This window comes from Flavobacterium branchiicola, assembly GCF_018383905.1.
In the GTDB taxonomy this organism is placed as follows: domain Bacteria; phylum Bacteroidota; class Bacteroidia; order Flavobacteriales; family Flavobacteriaceae; genus Flavobacterium; species Flavobacterium branchiicola.
The window spans coordinates 475,781-491,177 of the sequence record NZ_JAGYWA010000001.1 but is presented as its reverse complement, the minus strand read 5'-3'; the positions used below and the strand labels follow the sequence as shown (position 1 = coordinate 491,177).

The 15,397-nt window shown below is 33.7% G+C and carries 14 protein-coding genes; 6 read left to right on the top strand and 8 right to left on the bottom strand.

Going from position 1 to position 15,397, the window contains the following annotated elements:
* The first annotated feature begins 3 nt into the window (after window positions 1-3).
* The 4 genes from KHA98_RS02175 to KHA98_RS02160 all read left to right on the top strand — a co-directional run bounded on the left by KHA98_RS02175 (window position 4) and on the right by KHA98_RS02160 (window position 7,301).
* Window positions 4-2,268, top strand: a complete 2,265-nt coding sequence (locus KHA98_RS02175) for a glycoside hydrolase family 3 N-terminal domain-containing protein (RefSeq protein WP_213254829.1) — start codon at window positions 4-6, stop codon at window positions 2,266-2,268.
* Between the two features lie 81 nt (window positions 2,269-2,349).
* Window positions 2,350-4,107: a cellulase family glycosylhydrolase gene (locus KHA98_RS02170; protein WP_213254827.1), complete on the top strand. Its 1,758-nt coding sequence runs from the start codon at window positions 2,350-2,352 to the stop codon at window positions 4,105-4,107.
* A gap of 119 nt (window positions 4,108-4,226) precedes the next feature.
* Window positions 4,227-5,066, top strand: a complete 840-nt coding sequence (locus tag KHA98_RS02165; protein WP_213254826.1) for an endonuclease/exonuclease/phosphatase family protein — start codon at window positions 4,227-4,229, stop codon at window positions 5,064-5,066.
* 6 nt (window positions 5,067-5,072) lie between these two features.
* Window positions 5,073-7,301, top strand: coding sequence for a glycoside hydrolase family 3 N-terminal domain-containing protein (locus tag KHA98_RS02160; RefSeq protein ID WP_213254824.1), 2,229 nt, complete (start codon window positions 5,073-5,075; stop codon window positions 7,299-7,301).
* Between the two features lie 42 nt (window positions 7,302-7,343).
* On the opposite strand, the gene KHA98_RS02155 is transcribed toward KHA98_RS02160, so the two are convergent.
* Both KHA98_RS02155 and KHA98_RS02150 read right to left on the bottom strand, forming a co-directional pair.
* Window positions 7,344-9,365: a hypothetical protein gene (locus KHA98_RS02155; protein WP_213254823.1), complete on the bottom strand. Its 2,022-nt coding sequence runs from the start codon at window positions 9,363-9,365 to the stop codon at window positions 7,344-7,346.
* 160 nt (window positions 9,366-9,525) lie between these two features.
* Window positions 9,526-9,825, bottom strand: coding sequence for a hypothetical protein (locus KHA98_RS02150; RefSeq protein ID WP_246522109.1), 300 nt, complete (start codon window positions 9,823-9,825; stop codon window positions 9,526-9,528).
* 264 nt (window positions 9,826-10,089) lie between these two features.
* Here KHA98_RS02150 and KHA98_RS02145 point away from each other — a divergent pair, with 264 nt between their 5' ends.
* Window positions 10,090-10,845 (top strand): NUDIX hydrolase, encoded by a 756-nt coding sequence (locus KHA98_RS02145; protein WP_213254822.1) that lies wholly within the window; start codon window positions 10,090-10,092, stop codon window positions 10,843-10,845.
* Between the two features lie 27 nt (window positions 10,846-10,872).
* The gene (locus tag KHA98_RS02140) at window positions 10,873-11,193 is read left to right on the top strand and encodes an MmcQ/YjbR family DNA-binding protein (protein ID WP_213254821.1); all 321 of its coding nucleotides are present in this window, start codon (window positions 10,873-10,875) and stop codon (window positions 11,191-11,193) included.
* 5 nt (window positions 11,194-11,198) lie between these two features.
* On the opposite strand, the gene KHA98_RS02135 is transcribed toward KHA98_RS02140, so the two are convergent.
* From KHA98_RS02135 to KHA98_RS02110, 6 genes are all read right to left on the bottom strand, one after another.
* Window positions 11,199-11,807 carry an alpha-ketoglutarate-dependent dioxygenase AlkB family protein gene (locus KHA98_RS02135; RefSeq protein WP_213254820.1) on the bottom strand — a complete coding sequence of 203 codons (609 nt, stop codon included), beginning with the start codon at window positions 11,805-11,807 and terminating at the stop codon, window positions 11,199-11,201.
* A complete protein-coding gene (locus tag KHA98_RS02130; protein ID WP_213254819.1) occupies window positions 11,794-12,039 on the bottom strand; it encodes an Ada metal-binding domain-containing protein in 246 nt (81 codons plus the stop codon). Before KHA98_RS02130 ends, KHA98_RS02135 begins: the two co-directional genes overlap by 14 nt.
* Window positions 12,040-12,184: 145 nt before the next feature.
* On the bottom strand, window positions 12,185-12,898 hold the full coding sequence (locus KHA98_RS02125; protein WP_213254818.1) for a 2OG-Fe(II) oxygenase: 714 nt from the start codon (window positions 12,896-12,898) through the stop codon (window positions 12,185-12,187).
* Between the two features lie 77 nt (window positions 12,899-12,975).
* The gene (locus KHA98_RS02120; protein WP_213254817.1) at window positions 12,976-13,818 is read right to left on the bottom strand and encodes a bifunctional helix-turn-helix domain-containing protein/methylated-DNA--[protein]-cysteine S-methyltransferase; all 843 of its coding nucleotides are present in this window, start codon (window positions 13,816-13,818) and stop codon (window positions 12,976-12,978) included.
* Between the two features lie 679 nt (window positions 13,819-14,497).
* Window positions 14,498-14,959 carry a GNAT family N-acetyltransferase gene (locus KHA98_RS02115; RefSeq protein ID WP_213254815.1) on the bottom strand — a complete coding sequence of 154 codons (462 nt, stop codon included), beginning with the start codon at window positions 14,957-14,959 and terminating at the stop codon, window positions 14,498-14,500.
* A 73-nt stretch (window positions 14,960-15,032) separates the two neighbouring features.
* Complete coding sequence (locus KHA98_RS02110) at window positions 15,033-15,365, bottom strand: DMT family transporter (RefSeq protein WP_213254813.1); 333 nt, start codon at window positions 15,363-15,365, stop codon at window positions 15,033-15,035.
* Window positions 15,366-15,397: the final 32 nt, after the last annotated feature.

Sequence of the window (15,397 nt, the reverse complement as noted above, 5' to 3'; positions counted from 1 at the left end):
AAAATGAAAAGAACCAAGTTACTAGTGCTCGCTCTCTTAGTTTGTGGAGCAGCATGGAGTCAGGAAATAAAAAACAATAAAGGAACTATTGATGCCAAAGTTGCCGAATTATTGTCGAAAATGACTCTGGAAGAAAAAGTCGGACAAATGACTCAAATAACCGTAACGATATTTGAAGATCCTGCAAAACCGGGATATTTTGATCCTGCAAAATTAAAACAAGGAATTCAGGATTATCATATCGGATCTATTTTGAATGTACCAAATCCAGGTGCTCCAACCATTCAAAGATGGCAGGAAACACTAACAGCAATTTCAAACGAAGCAAATAAAACAAGACTTAAAATTCCGGTTTTATACGGAATTGATGCTATTCACGGAGCAAGTTATACAGCTGGAGCGACATTGTTTCCGCAACAAATTGGTTTAGCAGCAACATACAATACAGATTTAGTGAAACGTGGAGCCGAAATTTCAGCTTATGAAACCAGAGCATCCTCAATTCCGTGGGTTTTCTCTCCAGATCTAGATTTTCCAAGAAACCCGGCATGGTCAAGAATGTGGGAGTCATTTGGAGAAGATGCCTACTTATCTTCAAAAATGGCAGTTGCTTTAGTTGATGGATTTGAAGGAACTAGCGTAGGTTCCAAATATAGCGTGGCTTCTTGTATGAAACATTATATCGGTTACGGAAGCACATATAGCGGAAAAGACAGAACACCAAGTATTATCCCGGAAAGACTTTTAAGACAGTACGATTTAACCATTTATCAGGCGGCAATAAAAGCCGGAGCAAAAAGTGTAATGGTGAGTTCAGGTGAAATTAACGGAACTCCGGTGCACGCCAGCAAACATTTAATTACCGATATTCTTAAAAAAGAACTTGATTTTCAAGGTGTAGTCGTTACAGACTGGAAAGATATTATTTACCTGTACACAAGACATAAAGTTGCAGAATCTAAACGTGATGCCGTACGTATTGCAATTATGGCTGGAATAGACATGAGTATGGTGCCGGAAGAATTCTCTTTTTATACCGATTTAGTTGATCTGGTAAAAAAAGGAGAAGTGCCAATGTCAAGAATTGACGATGCCGTTACCAGAATTCTAAGAATGAAATATGAGTTGAATTTGTTTCAAAATTCAGTTGCCAACCTAAAAGATTATCCAAAATTCGGATCGGCAGAACATATTCAGGAAGCTTATAATACAGCTGCAGAATCAATTACTTTATTGAAAAATAATGCATCTGCTTTGCCATTAAACAAAAACGAAAAAATACTGGTTACCGGTGCAACTGCAAACAGTATGAAATACCTTAACGGAGGCTGGTCATACACTTGGCAAGGTGAAAACTCAGACACTTATGCAGCAGATAAATCAACTATTCTGGAAGCATTTCAGAACAAGTTAGGAAAAGAAAATGTACTGTATACACCAGGTGCCGATCTTGAAAAAGAAGACGATGCCGAAATTCAGAAAGCAGTAGAATTGGCTAAAACAGCGACTAAAATTGTTTTGTGTTTAGGAGAGAAAAACTACACAGAAACTCCGGGTGATATAAGTGATCTTTATATGAGTTCATCACAAATAAAATTAGCACTGGCATTATCAAAATTAGGTAAACCAATAGTTTTAGTTCTAAACGAAGGAAGACCAAGATTAATTAGCGATTTTGAAGATAAAATGTCGGCAGTTGTTCAATGTTACCTTCCGGGAAATGAAGGTGGAAGAGCTTTAGTAGATATTTTGTACGGAGATGTAAACCCAAGTGGAAGACTGCCTTACAATTATCCAAAATATCCGAACTCATTAGAAAAATACAACAGAAAATATACTGAAAGTATTTCTGAAGGAGAGCAAAACAACGACGCCAAATACGAGAAAAGTTATTCTCCTCAATTTGAATTCGGAACAGGATTATCGTATACAACATTTGCCTATTCAAACTTAAAAATTGACAAATCTGAAATTACAACTTCAGACGAAGTAAATGTGACTATTGATGTTACAAATTCAGGATCCAAAGCAGGAAAAGAAGCAGTTTTGTTGTATTTGTCAGACAATGTGGCAAGTATTACACCAGAAGTAAAAGCTTTAAAAAGATTTGACAAAATTAGTTTAGCTCCGGGCGAAACTAAAACAGTAAAATTCACCTTAAATCAAAAAGACCTTCAATTTGTAAACGAAGATTTAAAATGGATTTCTGAAAAAGGAACATTTACAGTTCAAATTGGAAATCAGAAAAAGGATTTTCTTTTAAAATAAAATCTTAAAAACTCCTGCAAGGTTCTAGAAACCTTGTGGGTGTTTTAGTTTTAGAAAGTTGATTAAGTTTAAAAAAACAGCATGAAAAAAATCATTATCACAGTACAACTCTTGTTATCTATTACCGCTTTCGGGCAGGGATTCTTGCATAGAGACGGACAGAAGATTGTTGACGGCAACGGAAATAATATTGTTTTGAGAGGTTTAGGTCTTGGCGGATGGATGGTGCAGGAAGGATATATGTTGCAAACCCAGCCTTTTGCAAGTTCACAATATCAGATTAAACAAAAAATTCAGGACGTTATTGGCGAACATGGAACAAAAGAATTTTACGCCGCTTACAAAGCAAACGGAATTACAAAACGCGATATTGATTCGTTAGCCGCCTGGGGATTTAATTCAATTCGTCTTCCAATGCATTACAATTTATATACGCCGCCAATTCAGGAAGAAAAAAATGGCGAAATCACCTGGATTGAAGAAGGTTTTACAATGACCGATAATTTACTGAAATGGTGTGCCGAAAACAAAATGTACCTGATTCTGGATTTGCATGCTGCGCCGGGCGGACAAGGAAATGATGCCGCAATTTCAGATTACGATACTACAAAACCATCGTTGTGGGAAAGCGACGCCAATCAGAAAAAAATGATTGCTTTATGGAAAAAACTGGCCTCCCGATACAGAGATAATCCGTGGATTGGTGCTTATGATATTATCAATGAACCCAACTGGAATTTTACCGGAACCAATAAAAATGGCTGCGATGAAAACTCAAACGGACCTTTAAGAGATTTAATGGTTGCTGTTACAAAAGCAATTAGAGAAGTAGACCCAAATCATATTGTGGTTATCGAGGGAAATTGCTGGGGTAATAATTACAACGGAATTTTCCCTTTATGGGATGAAAATATGGTTTTGAGTTTTCATAAATACTGGAATTACAACACCAAAGAATCTATTCAGAAAATGATGGATTACAGAACACAATACAATGTGCCGATTTGGTTGGGAGAAAGTGGCGAAAACTCAAATGTCTGGTTTAAAGATGTATTGACTTTAGTAGAAAGCAATAATATTGGATGGGCGTTCTGGCCAATGAAAAAGATCGAGAATATTGCAGGAGTAACATCGGTAACCAAAGTTCCGGAGTATGATATTTTATTGAAATACTGGAAAGACGGAGGACAAAAACCAAGTCAGGAACTGGCGAAAAAAACACTGATGAAAATGGCTGACAATTACAAAATGGAAAATGTAACAGTAAAACCAGATGTAATTGATGCAATGTTCAGACAAGTACAAACCAATGATACAAAACCGTATAAAAAACATTCAATTCCAGGAAAAATTGCTGCAACAGAATATGACTTAGGAACAAATGGTTACGCTTATAAGGATACCGATTTTGTAAATTACAGAGTTGAAACCGGAAAGTTTGAAGACTGGAATAAAGGAAATACTATGCGTAATGATGGTGTAGATATTTTACCATGCAAAGATTCCGGTTCAAATAAATATCAGGTTTCTTTTATTGAAAATGGAGAATGGCTGCAATTTACTGCTAATGTTTCAAAGCAAAATAAATACAAAGTTGCGATTCGTTACTCGAGTGAAAAAGCAGAAGGAAAAATTTATCTGGAAACAGAAAATGGCAAGAAATCAGAAGCAGTTCTACTTCTGGCTACTGGTGGAAACGACAAATGGAAAACAGTTATTTTATCTAATGTAGCATTAAATGCAGGAACAAATAAAATTAAAGCTGTTTTTGAAAAAGGAGGATTCAATTTGAATTATTTAGATTTTTCGGAAGATAAAAAAAGAACATCGAAAAAATAAGTTAAGAGAAAAAGAAGAAAATAAGGAACACGAAGAAAGTTAATTAACATAATTTTTAAATAAGTTTTTCTCTTTAAGACTAAGGAAACATTAGTTTTACGGATTAAATTTTTTTAAACATGAAAAAGCCAAATAAAATTGTTTTAGTAGTATTTCTACTTTTTGCAAGCCTGTCATTTTATGGTCAGAATTTAAAACTAATGACCTATAATATTCGTCTCGATGTAGCATCAGACGGAGAGAATGCCTGGCCAAAACGGAAAGATTATTTTACTTCTCAAATACAATTTTATAGTCCGGATATTTTTGGAGTTCAGGAAGCAACACCAAATCAAGTGCTTGATATTGCGTCGGCTTTTCCTGATTACAATAGATTCGGAATTGGCAGAGAAGAAAAAGGAACTGGAGAAGCCTGCACGATTTATTATAAAAAAGATCGTTTTCAGGTAAAACAATCTAATACATTTTGGTTGTCAGAAACACCAAATGAGGTGTCAAGGGGTTGGGATGCAGCTTGTAACAGAGTTTGTACGTATGCTCTTTTTAAAGATTTAAAATCTAAAAAAACATTTTGGGTTTTTAACCTGCATCTCGATCACATGGGAGAAGTGGCCAGAGTAAAAGGTGTGGAGTTGGTTTTGTCGAAAATTAAAGAATTGAATACACAAAATTATCCGGTTTTTTTAATGGGAGATTTTAATTCAGAACCAGATACAAAACAAATTAAAGCCATTAAAGAAGTGATGAATGATACCAAAGATGTTTCAATCGAAAAACCTTTTGGGCCATCTGGAACCTTTAATGAATTTAAACATAATGAACCAGTAACATTATTGATAGACTATATTTTTATCTCTAAAAATAGCAGATTAAAAATTCAGAAACATGCAGTTTTAAGTGATTCAAAAGATTTGCGATATCCTTCGGATCATTTACCTGTCTTAATAGAAATTAATTAAATCAGAATGAAAAAAATAACCACATTTACCCTATTGATGGTGTCGCTTTTTGCGGCAGCACAGCAAGAAAGTATCGACCAGAAAGTAAATAGTTTATTGAAAAAAATGACTATTGAAGAAAAAATTGGTCAGCTTAATCAATATAGTAATGACAATTCGATAACAGGTCCGATTACGGTAAATCCAAACAAGCAAACCGAAATCAAGAACGGTTTAGTCGGATCAATGCTGAATGTTACGGGAGCTGAATCTACAAGAAATTATCAAAAATTAGCGATGCAATCCCGTCTTAAAATTCCAATGTTATTTGGTCAGGATGTTATTCATGGTTATAAAACAACATTTCCAATTCCGTTGGCAGAAGCTGCAAGCTGGGATTTAGCAGCAATAGAATTGGCTGCAAGAGTAGCCGCAACAGAAGCCGCAGCAAGCGGAATTCACTGGACATTTGCACCAATGGTAGATATTGGCCGTGATCCAAGATGGGGAAGAGTTATGGAAGGTGCAGGAGAAGACACTTATTTAGGTTCTAAAATTGCGTATGCGAGAGTAAAAGGTTTTCAGGGAAATAAATTAGGAGATTTAAACTCCGTTATGGCCTGCGTAAAACACTTTGCAGCTTACGGTGCAGCAGTGGGAGGAAGAGATTATAATTCTGTTGATATAAGCGAAAGAATGTTACTTGAAACGTATTTGCCACCTTTTAAAGCAGCTTTAGATGCCGGTGCGGCAACTTTTATGAATTCATTTAATGATATAAACGGAATTCCGGCAACAGGAAATGCACATTTACAACGTGATATCTTAAAAGGAAAATGGAACTTTCAGGGCTTTGTAGTTTCTGATTGGGGTTCTATAGGAGAAATGGTAGCGCACGGTTACTCAAAAGATCTTAAAGAAGCAGCTTATTCTGCAATAACTGCAGGAAGCGATATGGATATGGAAAGCACTGCGTATTCCCATCATTTAGCAGAATTAGTAAAAGAAGGCAGGGTTTCTGTTGATTTAGTTGATGATGCCGTAAGACGTATTTTACGCAAGAAATTCGAATTAGGTTTATTTGATGATCCTTATAAATATTCAGATGCAAAAAGAGCGGAGAAAGCTCTAAACAATCCTGAAAACAGAAAAGCAGCTTTGGAAGTTGCAGAGAAAAGTATTGTTTTATTAAAGAATGAAAATCAGACGTTGCCTCTTTCAAAAAATGTAAAAACAATTGCATTTATCGGACCAATGGTAAAAGAGTATAAAGAAAATATGGGCTTTTGGTCTGTAGAACTTCCAGAGGTAGATTATAATAAATGGATCGTTTCGCAATGGGATGGTTTACAAAATAAAGTGGGCAAAAACACCAAATTGCTTTACGCAAAAGGCTGCGAAGTTGATGGTGATAATAAAGATGGTTTTGCCGAAGCTGTAGCAACCGCAAAACAAGCCGATGTTGTGATTTTAAGTATTGGCGAAAGACGCGATATGAGTGGTGAAGCAAAAAGCAGAAGCGATTTACATTTACCGGGTGTTCAGGAAGATTTAGTAAAAGCGATTCAGGCAACAGGAAAACCAGTTGTAGTTTTAATAAATGCAGGAAGACCATTAGTTTTTAACTGGACAGCAGATAATGTTCCGGCAATTGTTTATACCTGGTGGTTAGGAACAGAAGCTGGAAACGCAATCGCAAATGTTTTATTTGGAGATTATAATCCGTCAGGAAAATTGCCAATGACTTTCCCTAGAGAAGTAGGGCAGGTGCCAATTTACTACAATCATTTTAGTACAGGAAGACCAGCTAAAAATGAGAATGATACAAATTATGTTTCGGCATATATCGATTTGAAAAATTCTCCTAAATTTCCTTTTGGATACGGATTGAGTTATACAAAGTTTGATTATTCAGGTTTGAAATTATCTTCGACTAAAATAAAAAATAATGAAACAATTAAAGTTTCTTTTCAATTATCAAATGTTGGAAAAGTCGCGGGAGAAGAAGTAGTGCAATTGTATCTGAAAGATAAATTTGGATCTGTTATACGACCAGTTTTGGAATTGAAAGATTTCCAGAAAGTAAAATTAAATGCAGGAGAATCTAAAACAATAGAGTTTACGATTGATAAAGAAAAGTTGTCTTTCTACAATAATAAATTAGAATGGACAACCGAAGCAGGAGATTTTGAAGTGATGATTGGAGCTTCATCAGCAGATATTAAATTGAAATCTGATTTTGAATTAGTGAACTAATAAAAAGAAACGGGGCATAAAAGCCCCGTTTTTTTATCTCAATTATTTAAGACTTTTCTTGAAAGTATATTTCAGTCGGTTTAATAATCCCTGTTCCATAATATCAATTCCCACTCCATAATTACTATCTGCAATAGTGTGGTGATCATTTCTGAATTCTTCAAAATCTGCACCAGGAATTTCTAAATTCACCAAAGGTTTATAATCAACATATATTGAAGCTCCGTTTTTAGTCACTTTTTTACGGCTAGTATAATCAAAATACGGATTATTGATCGTACTTTCCTGAATAGTATATTTTTCCTGGGCGTCTATTTTCTGATCTGTCGTTAAGTTAATTTCATATTTTTCATTATCAAAATTATGCCAGAAAGTAATATCGTTATGAAGAAAATCTCTTGCACCATTTTTAACTACATTACGATCAAAATACATTAAAAAACGATTTTTCTCCGGATCTGTATAATAAGGCTCTTCAATAGTAGAACTGTACTGAATGGTAAACTCGTTCAGCTTTTTATCATCACTAACAATTTCAATAACGGCATCTTTAAAAATAGTTCTAATGTCTGTTCCATTTCTGTCATTGGAATAATTTAAAGTATAGAACAAGAAATTATTCCAGCTGTCAACGATTTCTCTTTTGTTTGTATTCTTAAAATATTTATGCATATAATTGGCACGATTTCCCTTGTAAGTCGATACCAGTTTCAGTTGTCCAACATTATTTTGAGCGCTAAAATCTACCTTTTCATTAATTCCATAATAAGAGAATTTCTGAGGCTGCTTAATCTGTAATTCCTGATTTGGTTTTACCTCCAGATAATGCATAAAATAAATATACCCTCGGTTTTCGATTAAACCGAACTCATCTCTTGAAGTAGCATCAACAAAATAAGTCTCTCCTTTATAGTTGATTTTTACAACAACATGATTAAAACTTAACAATGAAGGCAAGTAATACTTAATGTAATGATCTGTGCTAAAATTAACCAGAACAACATTTGAATCGACGTTGATATAATCTAAAACAACTTTCAATAAAACCGATTTTGCTTTGCAATCACCTTGTTTATTTTCATAAGTAACTGCTGGTTCCTGCGGCTTATGACCATTCATTTCATCAGCATTGTACGTGTAATAAACGTGATTCTGCACATAATCTATTGCAAACTGCAATTGTTCATCTTTGTCGGTAATTGCATCTAATTTTTCAACAAGATTTGGAGCAAATTCCTTTAAAGAAGATTTATTGTAAATCTCATTATATAAAGGATAAATATAATTAGACAAGTCTTTCCAGTTGCTTTCAGTAGCAAAATCAATATAAGAAGCAATTTCTCTGTTGGTATCAAAAAAATTAATGTAGTTTTCTTTCTCAATTATAAAACGTTCTCCTTTTTGTAAACGTTTAATTTCCGGTTCCAGCACATTTCCTTCTTCATCTCTAAAAAAGGTCGTTTTGCAAGCAATCGCTTCTTTACGGTCATTTATAAAAGTGAATTTATAATTTCCGTAAGCCCAGTAAGTACTTGGACTTACATAAACATATTTTAAAAATTCCTTACGCATAAAATCACGTTCAGAAAATATTTTAACTCTGGAATCTTCCAGGATCAAAACATCATAAAGACGTAAATCTTTGATTGTAATGTTTACTTTTTTATTGCTGCTCAAAACTCCGCCTTCGCTTTGATTTTCGCTATCCAGTACTTTTATTTTAGTGTCAGGAATCTTGTCAATTAAAACGCCCTCTCTCAGAACGCTGATTCGGTGTATAATATAAGTTTCATTTTCTTCTACAACAACATCTTTTGCAGAAGCACTTTCCAGATTTGCTGGTTCATTAAGTGTATAAGCAACGCAGGCATATTCACTATTTTCAGTATCACTGGTATAATAAATTTTATCTAAAAGATAGCAGAAATCCCGTCCTTCTTCAACTTGCTTATTAGAGAATTCAGTTTCTTTTATATTTTCAATAAGTTGAGTGTCATCAATAGCCGAAGCCCAGCTTGCTGGTTTTTGAATTTTATAACTTTCTAGTTCTACAGTGTTTTCCATGCGTATAACGTTACAATTTTTATTGGTGTATAATCTTACTTAGAACAAAAATATATAATATTAATGGTATATTTTGTTTACTTATTCTATAAATTGACTAAACAATAAAAAACCCCACTAAAAGTGAGGTTACATGTAGATTATGACTTAAAAAAAAGAATTATTTCAGAACAGTGTTTATAAAATCCATAACACCAATTCCTTTATAGGAAGCAAATAAGGCTTTATCAAAAGCTTCGCGTTTTGCTTTTTTATCTTTTGCCTCTGTTTCTGTAATCATTTGATTAAAAATCTTTTCCTGTTCTTCACTATATTTTAATGAAGCTTCCAGAAGATACGTTTTTGAAACAAACCCGAACGAAGTCCAGATTTTATTTCTAATTCTGCTGTTTATATTTTTTAGTGGATTGGCATTCATATCTCTCGCATTGATGTTCTGATTTCCTATAAAAGAAGACATGCAAATATAAAACAAATTGCAGTATTTTTCTTTCTTTTTAAAATTCAATAAACACAGATTTTTATTGTGTTATTGTGACGCAATGTAATTATTTTTTTTAGATTTGATTTTAAATTTTAGTTAAAAAAATATACTCTAAATAGTGTTTTGATGGTTTATTTAACACAACTATTAACCTGCTTCTCTCAAAATGCGGTAGTTTTGTAAAAATGAAGTAAATTGCCTTATTGAAACAGTAAGAATTGTTACCTTAATAAAGAATACATGTTGAAAGATATTATAGAAAATAGCCACAATTACCAACCTGGACTTTCCATCGATTGTGTGATTTTTGGTTTTCATGATAATCAATTAAAAGTTTTATTAATTAAGGTAAATCAGAGCGAAAAATGGTCCTTACCAGGCGGATTTGTTCCAATTGATCAGGATATTGATACCGCAGCGGTAACTATTTTAAACCAAAGAACCGGAGTTGAAGGAGTTTTTTTAAGACAATTTGCAACCTTCGGAAAAATTAAACGAAATGATAATCATTTTGGGGCTGCAGTTTTAGAGCACTTAAACATAGATCAGGAAAAAGGTAAATGGTTTACCCAGCGATTTGTTACCATTGGATATTATGCATTGGTCGATTTTCTAAAAATAATTCCAAATGCTGTAAATCAGTATGATATTGTAGAATGGATTGATCACAAAGAAGTGCCGGATCTTATTTTAGACCATCGCGAAATTCTGGATAAAGCACTTGATACTTTGAGAACGGAACTGAATTTAATGCCTGTTGGATATAATTTACTTCCGGAGAAATTTACAATTCCTGAATTGCAGAAATTATATGAAACGATTTTGGATAAAAAATTGGACCGTAGAAATTTTCTTAGAAAAATAACCAACATTGGAATTCTGACTAAACTCGACGAAAAGAAAAGTAATGTGGCGCACAAAGCACCAAACTTATATTCTTTTGATAAAGAAAAATATGATGAGGTCTTGAAAAATGGTTTAAATCAAGGCTGGTAAGAGAATAATAATTAAAAACTTGCAATTATGGTCTCAATTGAAACATTTAGAAAATTGGCTTTATCATTTCCAAATGCAACAGAAGAGCCGCATTTTGAGAAAACATCCTTTCGTATCAACAAAAAGATTTTTGCCACTTTTGATGAAAAAAATAATCATGCTGTTCTAAAACTAAACGAAATTGATCAGTCTGTTTTTTGCGCTTCAAGTGAAAAGATTTTTTATCCAATTCCCAATAAATGGGGATTACAAGGCTGGACAATCGTTGAACTTTCCAGAGTAAGACCAGAAATGTTTGAAGACGCATTAATACGTTCGTATGAAAATGTTGCTACAAAAAAGAAATAACATTTCTATCTCACAATAGTTCTAAAAGTCAAATTAACTCTAGGCTTTTGCGTTGTTTTTGTTGGCGGCAAACGATGAAGCCAATGCGTTTGCGTTTCGTCTTTCATGACCAATAAACTTCCATGTTCTAAGATTAGCGAAACCGTTTCTTTCGATTCTTTATGTTTGAAAGCAAACTTACGTTCTGCGCCAAAACTCACAGAACCAATCGCACCATTTTTCTTCAAGTCTTTTTCGGCATCACTATGCCATGCCATTCCTTCTTCGCCCGAATGATATAAATTGAGCAGACAAGAATTAAAGGTTTCTCCTGTTCTTTCTTCGATGATTTTCTTTAATTCTAAAAGTTCTTTTGTCCACTTCAATGCTTTTTTGGTAGTATTAGAATACGTATATTCAAATTCCTCATCGCCATACCAGGCCACTTTTCTTTTGGTTAAAATTAATTTTCCAAAGATAATGGCTTCATCATTTTTCCATTCAATAGAATTTAGTAAAGCATCCCGATAGAAATCGGCTTCTTCTCGTGAAAATAATTTTCCGTAATAATTTACTGTTCCGTCTTTCGGAAGCAAGTTGGTGTTTTCGTCTGTTTGCGGATTAAATAAGTCCATTTTTCCAGTTTTGATAGTCAGTTTTCATGCAATGTCCGCAAGGTCTGAAGCCGTTTTGTTTAGCTTCTTCTGCAGAAGAAAAGAAAACCCGGTTTTCACGTTTTATTCTTTTTCCCGAAGTACATTTTAGCGTTCCGTAAATTTTTAGTTTTCGGTTACCGCCGAAACAAATTTCGCCTTTTTTAATTTTACCAAGCAATTCAGAATCGGATATTTTTTGATGAGTTATCATAAAGATTTACGGTTTGTTGTTTTTCGCCACGAATTCACGAATTATTATTTTAAAATCTTTGCGATTATTTATTCGAATTAATTCGAATAATATTAGATAAAGTATGTAAAATAATAATTCGTGAATTCGTGGCGAAAAAAAATATTCACGAAAGAGCATCATGAAAAATAATCCCCAAAGTATATCGTTCTCCTGAATGAATCTCGCTCACACCATGTTTCATATTCACCCGATAATATCCTTTTGTTTCTTTTACAGGTCTGAAATTGGTTGTAAAAATCAAAACATCTCCTTTTTTAGGTTTTAGAACAATAGCTTTAGATTGCGCTCTTGGAGTTTGCTGTGTTAAGACAAACTCCCCACCCGTAAAATCTTGGTCAGGCTCATTTAGAAAAAGAACAATCTGAATCGGGAAATAAACATCACCATACAAATCCTGATGTAAAGTATTGAATCCACTTTTGCCATATTTTAAAATTAAAACCGTTGCTTTCAGCTGATTATTATTGTGACATTGCTTTAATAATTCGGAATGATTTATTGGGAAAACAGTATTAATATTGAGGGCTTTCATCCAGGAATTAGCAATTGGAGCCAGTTTAGGATAAATTGAAGTTCGAATATTCTGAATTAAATCTGGTAATGGATAATTGAAATATTTGTATTCGCCCAGACCAAAACGGTAGCGTTCCATAACAACTGTTTTTCGATATAAATTCGGATTGTCATAATCGAATTTTAAATCTTCGCATTGTTCGTTATTTAAGAGGTTTGGAATAATGGCAAAGCCATTTTCGTGCATAGATTCAGTGATGCTTTCCCAATTTTGAGAAGCAATTTTTGATTGTATATTTTGCATAGCAATTAGATTTAGAGGAATTTCCAATTAATGTTAATCATTGGAATTTGGAATTTAAAATTTGGAATTTTTGCTATTTATGGATTTATTTGTGCGCCTTCCCAGCCGATAATCGCTGTTTTTCTAGTGTTTCCCCACATATAACCGCCAAATGTTCCTGAAGATTGAATCACGCGATGACACGGAATTAAGAATGCAACAGGATTACTTCCAATCGCTGTTCCAACTGCTCGCGATGCATTTGGTTTCTGAATTTGATGTGCAATAGTTCCATAAGTAGAAAGCTGTCCCATTGGGATTTTAAGCAAAGTTTCCCAAACTTTTAGCTGGAAATCGGTTCCTTTTAAATGCAGTTTTATTTCAGATAATTTGCTCCAGTCATTTTGGAAAATAAACAAGGCATTTTGCTGTGTCAAATCGAGTTTTCGTGAAAACTGAGCATTTGGAAATTTATCTTGCAGCGCCATAAATCCAGTGGTTTCATCTTCGGCGAAAGCCATAAAACAAATTCCTTTTTGAGTTGAAGCTACAATTATATTTCCAAACGGACTTTCGGCAAAACTATAATTTATTTCGAGATTTTTTCCGCCATTTTTATATTCGGCAGGCGTCATTCCTTCGATATTTACAAATAAATCATGCAGCCGGCTTGTGCCAGAAAGCCCGGTTTCGTAAGCAGTTTCAGAAATGGTTGCCTGATTTTCTTTGAGTAGTTTCTTAGCATGCTCGATGCTTGTATATTGTAAAAACTTCTTCGGACTTGTACCTGCCCATTCGCTAAAAAGCCGTTGAAAGTGAAACGGACTCATATGCACTTTTTCAGCAACCTCATCAAGATTGGGTTGTTCTTTAAAGTTAGCTTTGATATAATCTATAGCTTCGGCTATGCGATTATAATTGATGTTTTCCTGTGTGTTCATCTTCATTCTATTTTATAATACAAAGATCGATTGGTTTTTGCAGGTATAAAATCTGAAACTTGCGGAAATGATTTTGTTTCAGGTTTCAAGTTTCATGTTCTTAATTCGAAACTATTTAAACTAGTTTCTTCTCCATTTTGTAATTAATCAATTGATATTTAGGCGAATGTTTTTTGCTCGCAAAGTCGCGAAGGCGCAAAGTTTATTCATAATATTGTTTCTGAGCGAAGTTCAAGGACCGCAAAGATTGGAAAACTTAAAATTAAACTTTGCGTCTCTGCGACTTTGCAAGAAATATAAATTTACTATAATTCTTTCTCTATTTTGTAATTAATCAATTGACATTTTGGCGAATGTTTTTTGCTCGCAAAGTCGCGAAGTCGCAAAGTTTATTCATAATATTGTTTCTGAGCGAAGTTCAAGGACCGCAAAGATTGGAAAGCTTAAAATTAAATTTTGCGTCTCTGCGACTTTACGAGAAATATAAATTTACTATAATTCTTTCTCTATTTTGTAATTAATCAATTGACATTTAGGCGAATGTTTTTTGCTCTCAAAGTCGCGAAGTCGCAAAGTTTATTCATAATATTGTTTCTGAGCGAAGTTCAAGGACCGCAAAGATTGGAAAACTTAAAATTAAACTTTGCGTCTCTGCGACTTTGCGAGAAATATAAATTTACTATAATTCTTTCTCCATTTTGTAATTAATCAGTTCGACGTTTAAGCGAATATTTTTTTGCTCCGCTTTTACAATAAAACCTTTCTTTTCGAAATAAGGCTTTGCGGTAATACTGATATCCGAAGTGATGATTTTTGAGTTATGCTTTTTTGCTTCAAGTTCTAATTCGCTTAGGATTTTATCAGCAATTCCTTGTCTCTGAAAGTCTTTATGAATGTAGAAAAAATCAATATAATTTCCATCTTTCAAAGTTCCGAAACCTACAATTTGATTTTCAATAATAGCCAATAAAACAAATTGTGTTTCAATAACCTCAATCCAGCGTTCTGTATTGTGTACGCCATAAATCCAGGCTTCAATTTGTTTTGGATTATAATCGTTTTTACAAACCGATTGAATGGTTTCGACAAACAATTGCTGCATTTCTTCTAAATCTGAAATTGTGGCTTTTTTGAAGATCATTAATGTGCTGATTTATAGTTGTATTTGATGCGTGATAGTATCATTTGATACTATCATAATAAAGATGAATGATCTAATGCGCCACAGTTTTAGAAAAAACATTGATTACAATAACACCAAGAATAATTAATGCTAATCCGATAATTGCAGGTAAATCAGGGATTTCTTTGAAGAAAACGGCTCCAACTATTGTTATTAAAACAATGCCGACTCCAGACCAGATGGCATAGGCAAAACCAACCGGAATCGTTCTAATGGCAAAACTTAAACAATAAAAAGCACCACAATATCCTATAACGGTAATTATGCTTGGAAGCAATTTGGTGAATTCTTCAGATTTTTTTAATGCCGAAGTAGCAATAATTTCGAAGATAATTGCAATAAATAGAAAAAGAAAGTTCTTCATGATTCGCTTTTTTACAAAGATAAACTTTAAAG

What these genes read in the sequence shown, in the direction of transcription:
- KHA98_RS02175 (WP_213254829.1), top strand. Translation starts at nt 4, where the DNA reads ATGAAAAGAACCAAGTTACTAGTGCTCGCTCTCTTAGTTTGTGGAGCA.
- KHA98_RS02170 (WP_213254827.1), top strand. Translation starts at nt 2,350, where the DNA reads ATGAAAAAAATCATTATCACAGTACAACTCTTGTTATCTATTACCGCT.
- KHA98_RS02165 (WP_213254826.1), top strand. Translation starts at nt 4,227, where the DNA reads ATGAAAAAGCCAAATAAAATTGTTTTAGTAGTATTTCTACTTTTTGCA.
- KHA98_RS02160 (WP_213254824.1), top strand. Translation starts at nt 5,073, where the DNA reads ATGAAAAAAATAACCACATTTACCCTATTGATGGTGTCGCTTTTTGCG.
- KHA98_RS02155 (WP_213254823.1), bottom strand. Translation starts at nt 9,365, where the DNA reads ATGGAAAACACTGTAGAACTAGAAAGTTATAAAATTCAAAAACCAGCA.
- KHA98_RS02150 (WP_246522109.1), bottom strand. Translation starts at nt 9,825, where the DNA reads ATGTCTTCTTTTATAGGAAATCAGAACATCAATGCGAGAGATATGAAT.
- KHA98_RS02145 (WP_213254822.1), top strand. Translation starts at nt 10,090, where the DNA reads ATGTTGAAAGATATTATAGAAAATAGCCACAATTACCAACCTGGACTT.
- KHA98_RS02140 (WP_213254821.1), top strand. Translation starts at nt 10,873, where the DNA reads ATGGTCTCAATTGAAACATTTAGAAAATTGGCTTTATCATTTCCAAAT.
- KHA98_RS02135 (WP_213254820.1), bottom strand. Translation starts at nt 11,807, where the DNA reads ATGGACTTATTTAATCCGCAAACAGACGAAAACACCAACTTGCTTCCG.
- KHA98_RS02130 (WP_213254819.1), bottom strand. Translation starts at nt 12,039, where the DNA reads ATGATAACTCATCAAAAAATATCCGATTCTGAATTGCTTGGTAAAATT.
- KHA98_RS02125 (WP_213254818.1), bottom strand. Translation starts at nt 12,898, where the DNA reads ATGCAAAATATACAATCAAAAATTGCTTCTCAAAATTGGGAAAGCATC.
- KHA98_RS02120 (WP_213254817.1), bottom strand. Translation starts at nt 13,818, where the DNA reads ATGAACACACAGGAAAACATCAATTATAATCGCATAGCCGAAGCTATA.
- KHA98_RS02115 (WP_213254815.1), bottom strand. Translation starts at nt 14,959, where the DNA reads ATGATCTTCAAAAAAGCCACAATTTCAGATTTAGAAGAAATGCAGCAA.
- KHA98_RS02110 (WP_213254813.1), bottom strand. Translation starts at nt 15,365, where the DNA reads ATGAAGAACTTTCTTTTTCTATTTATTGCAATTATCTTCGAAATTATT.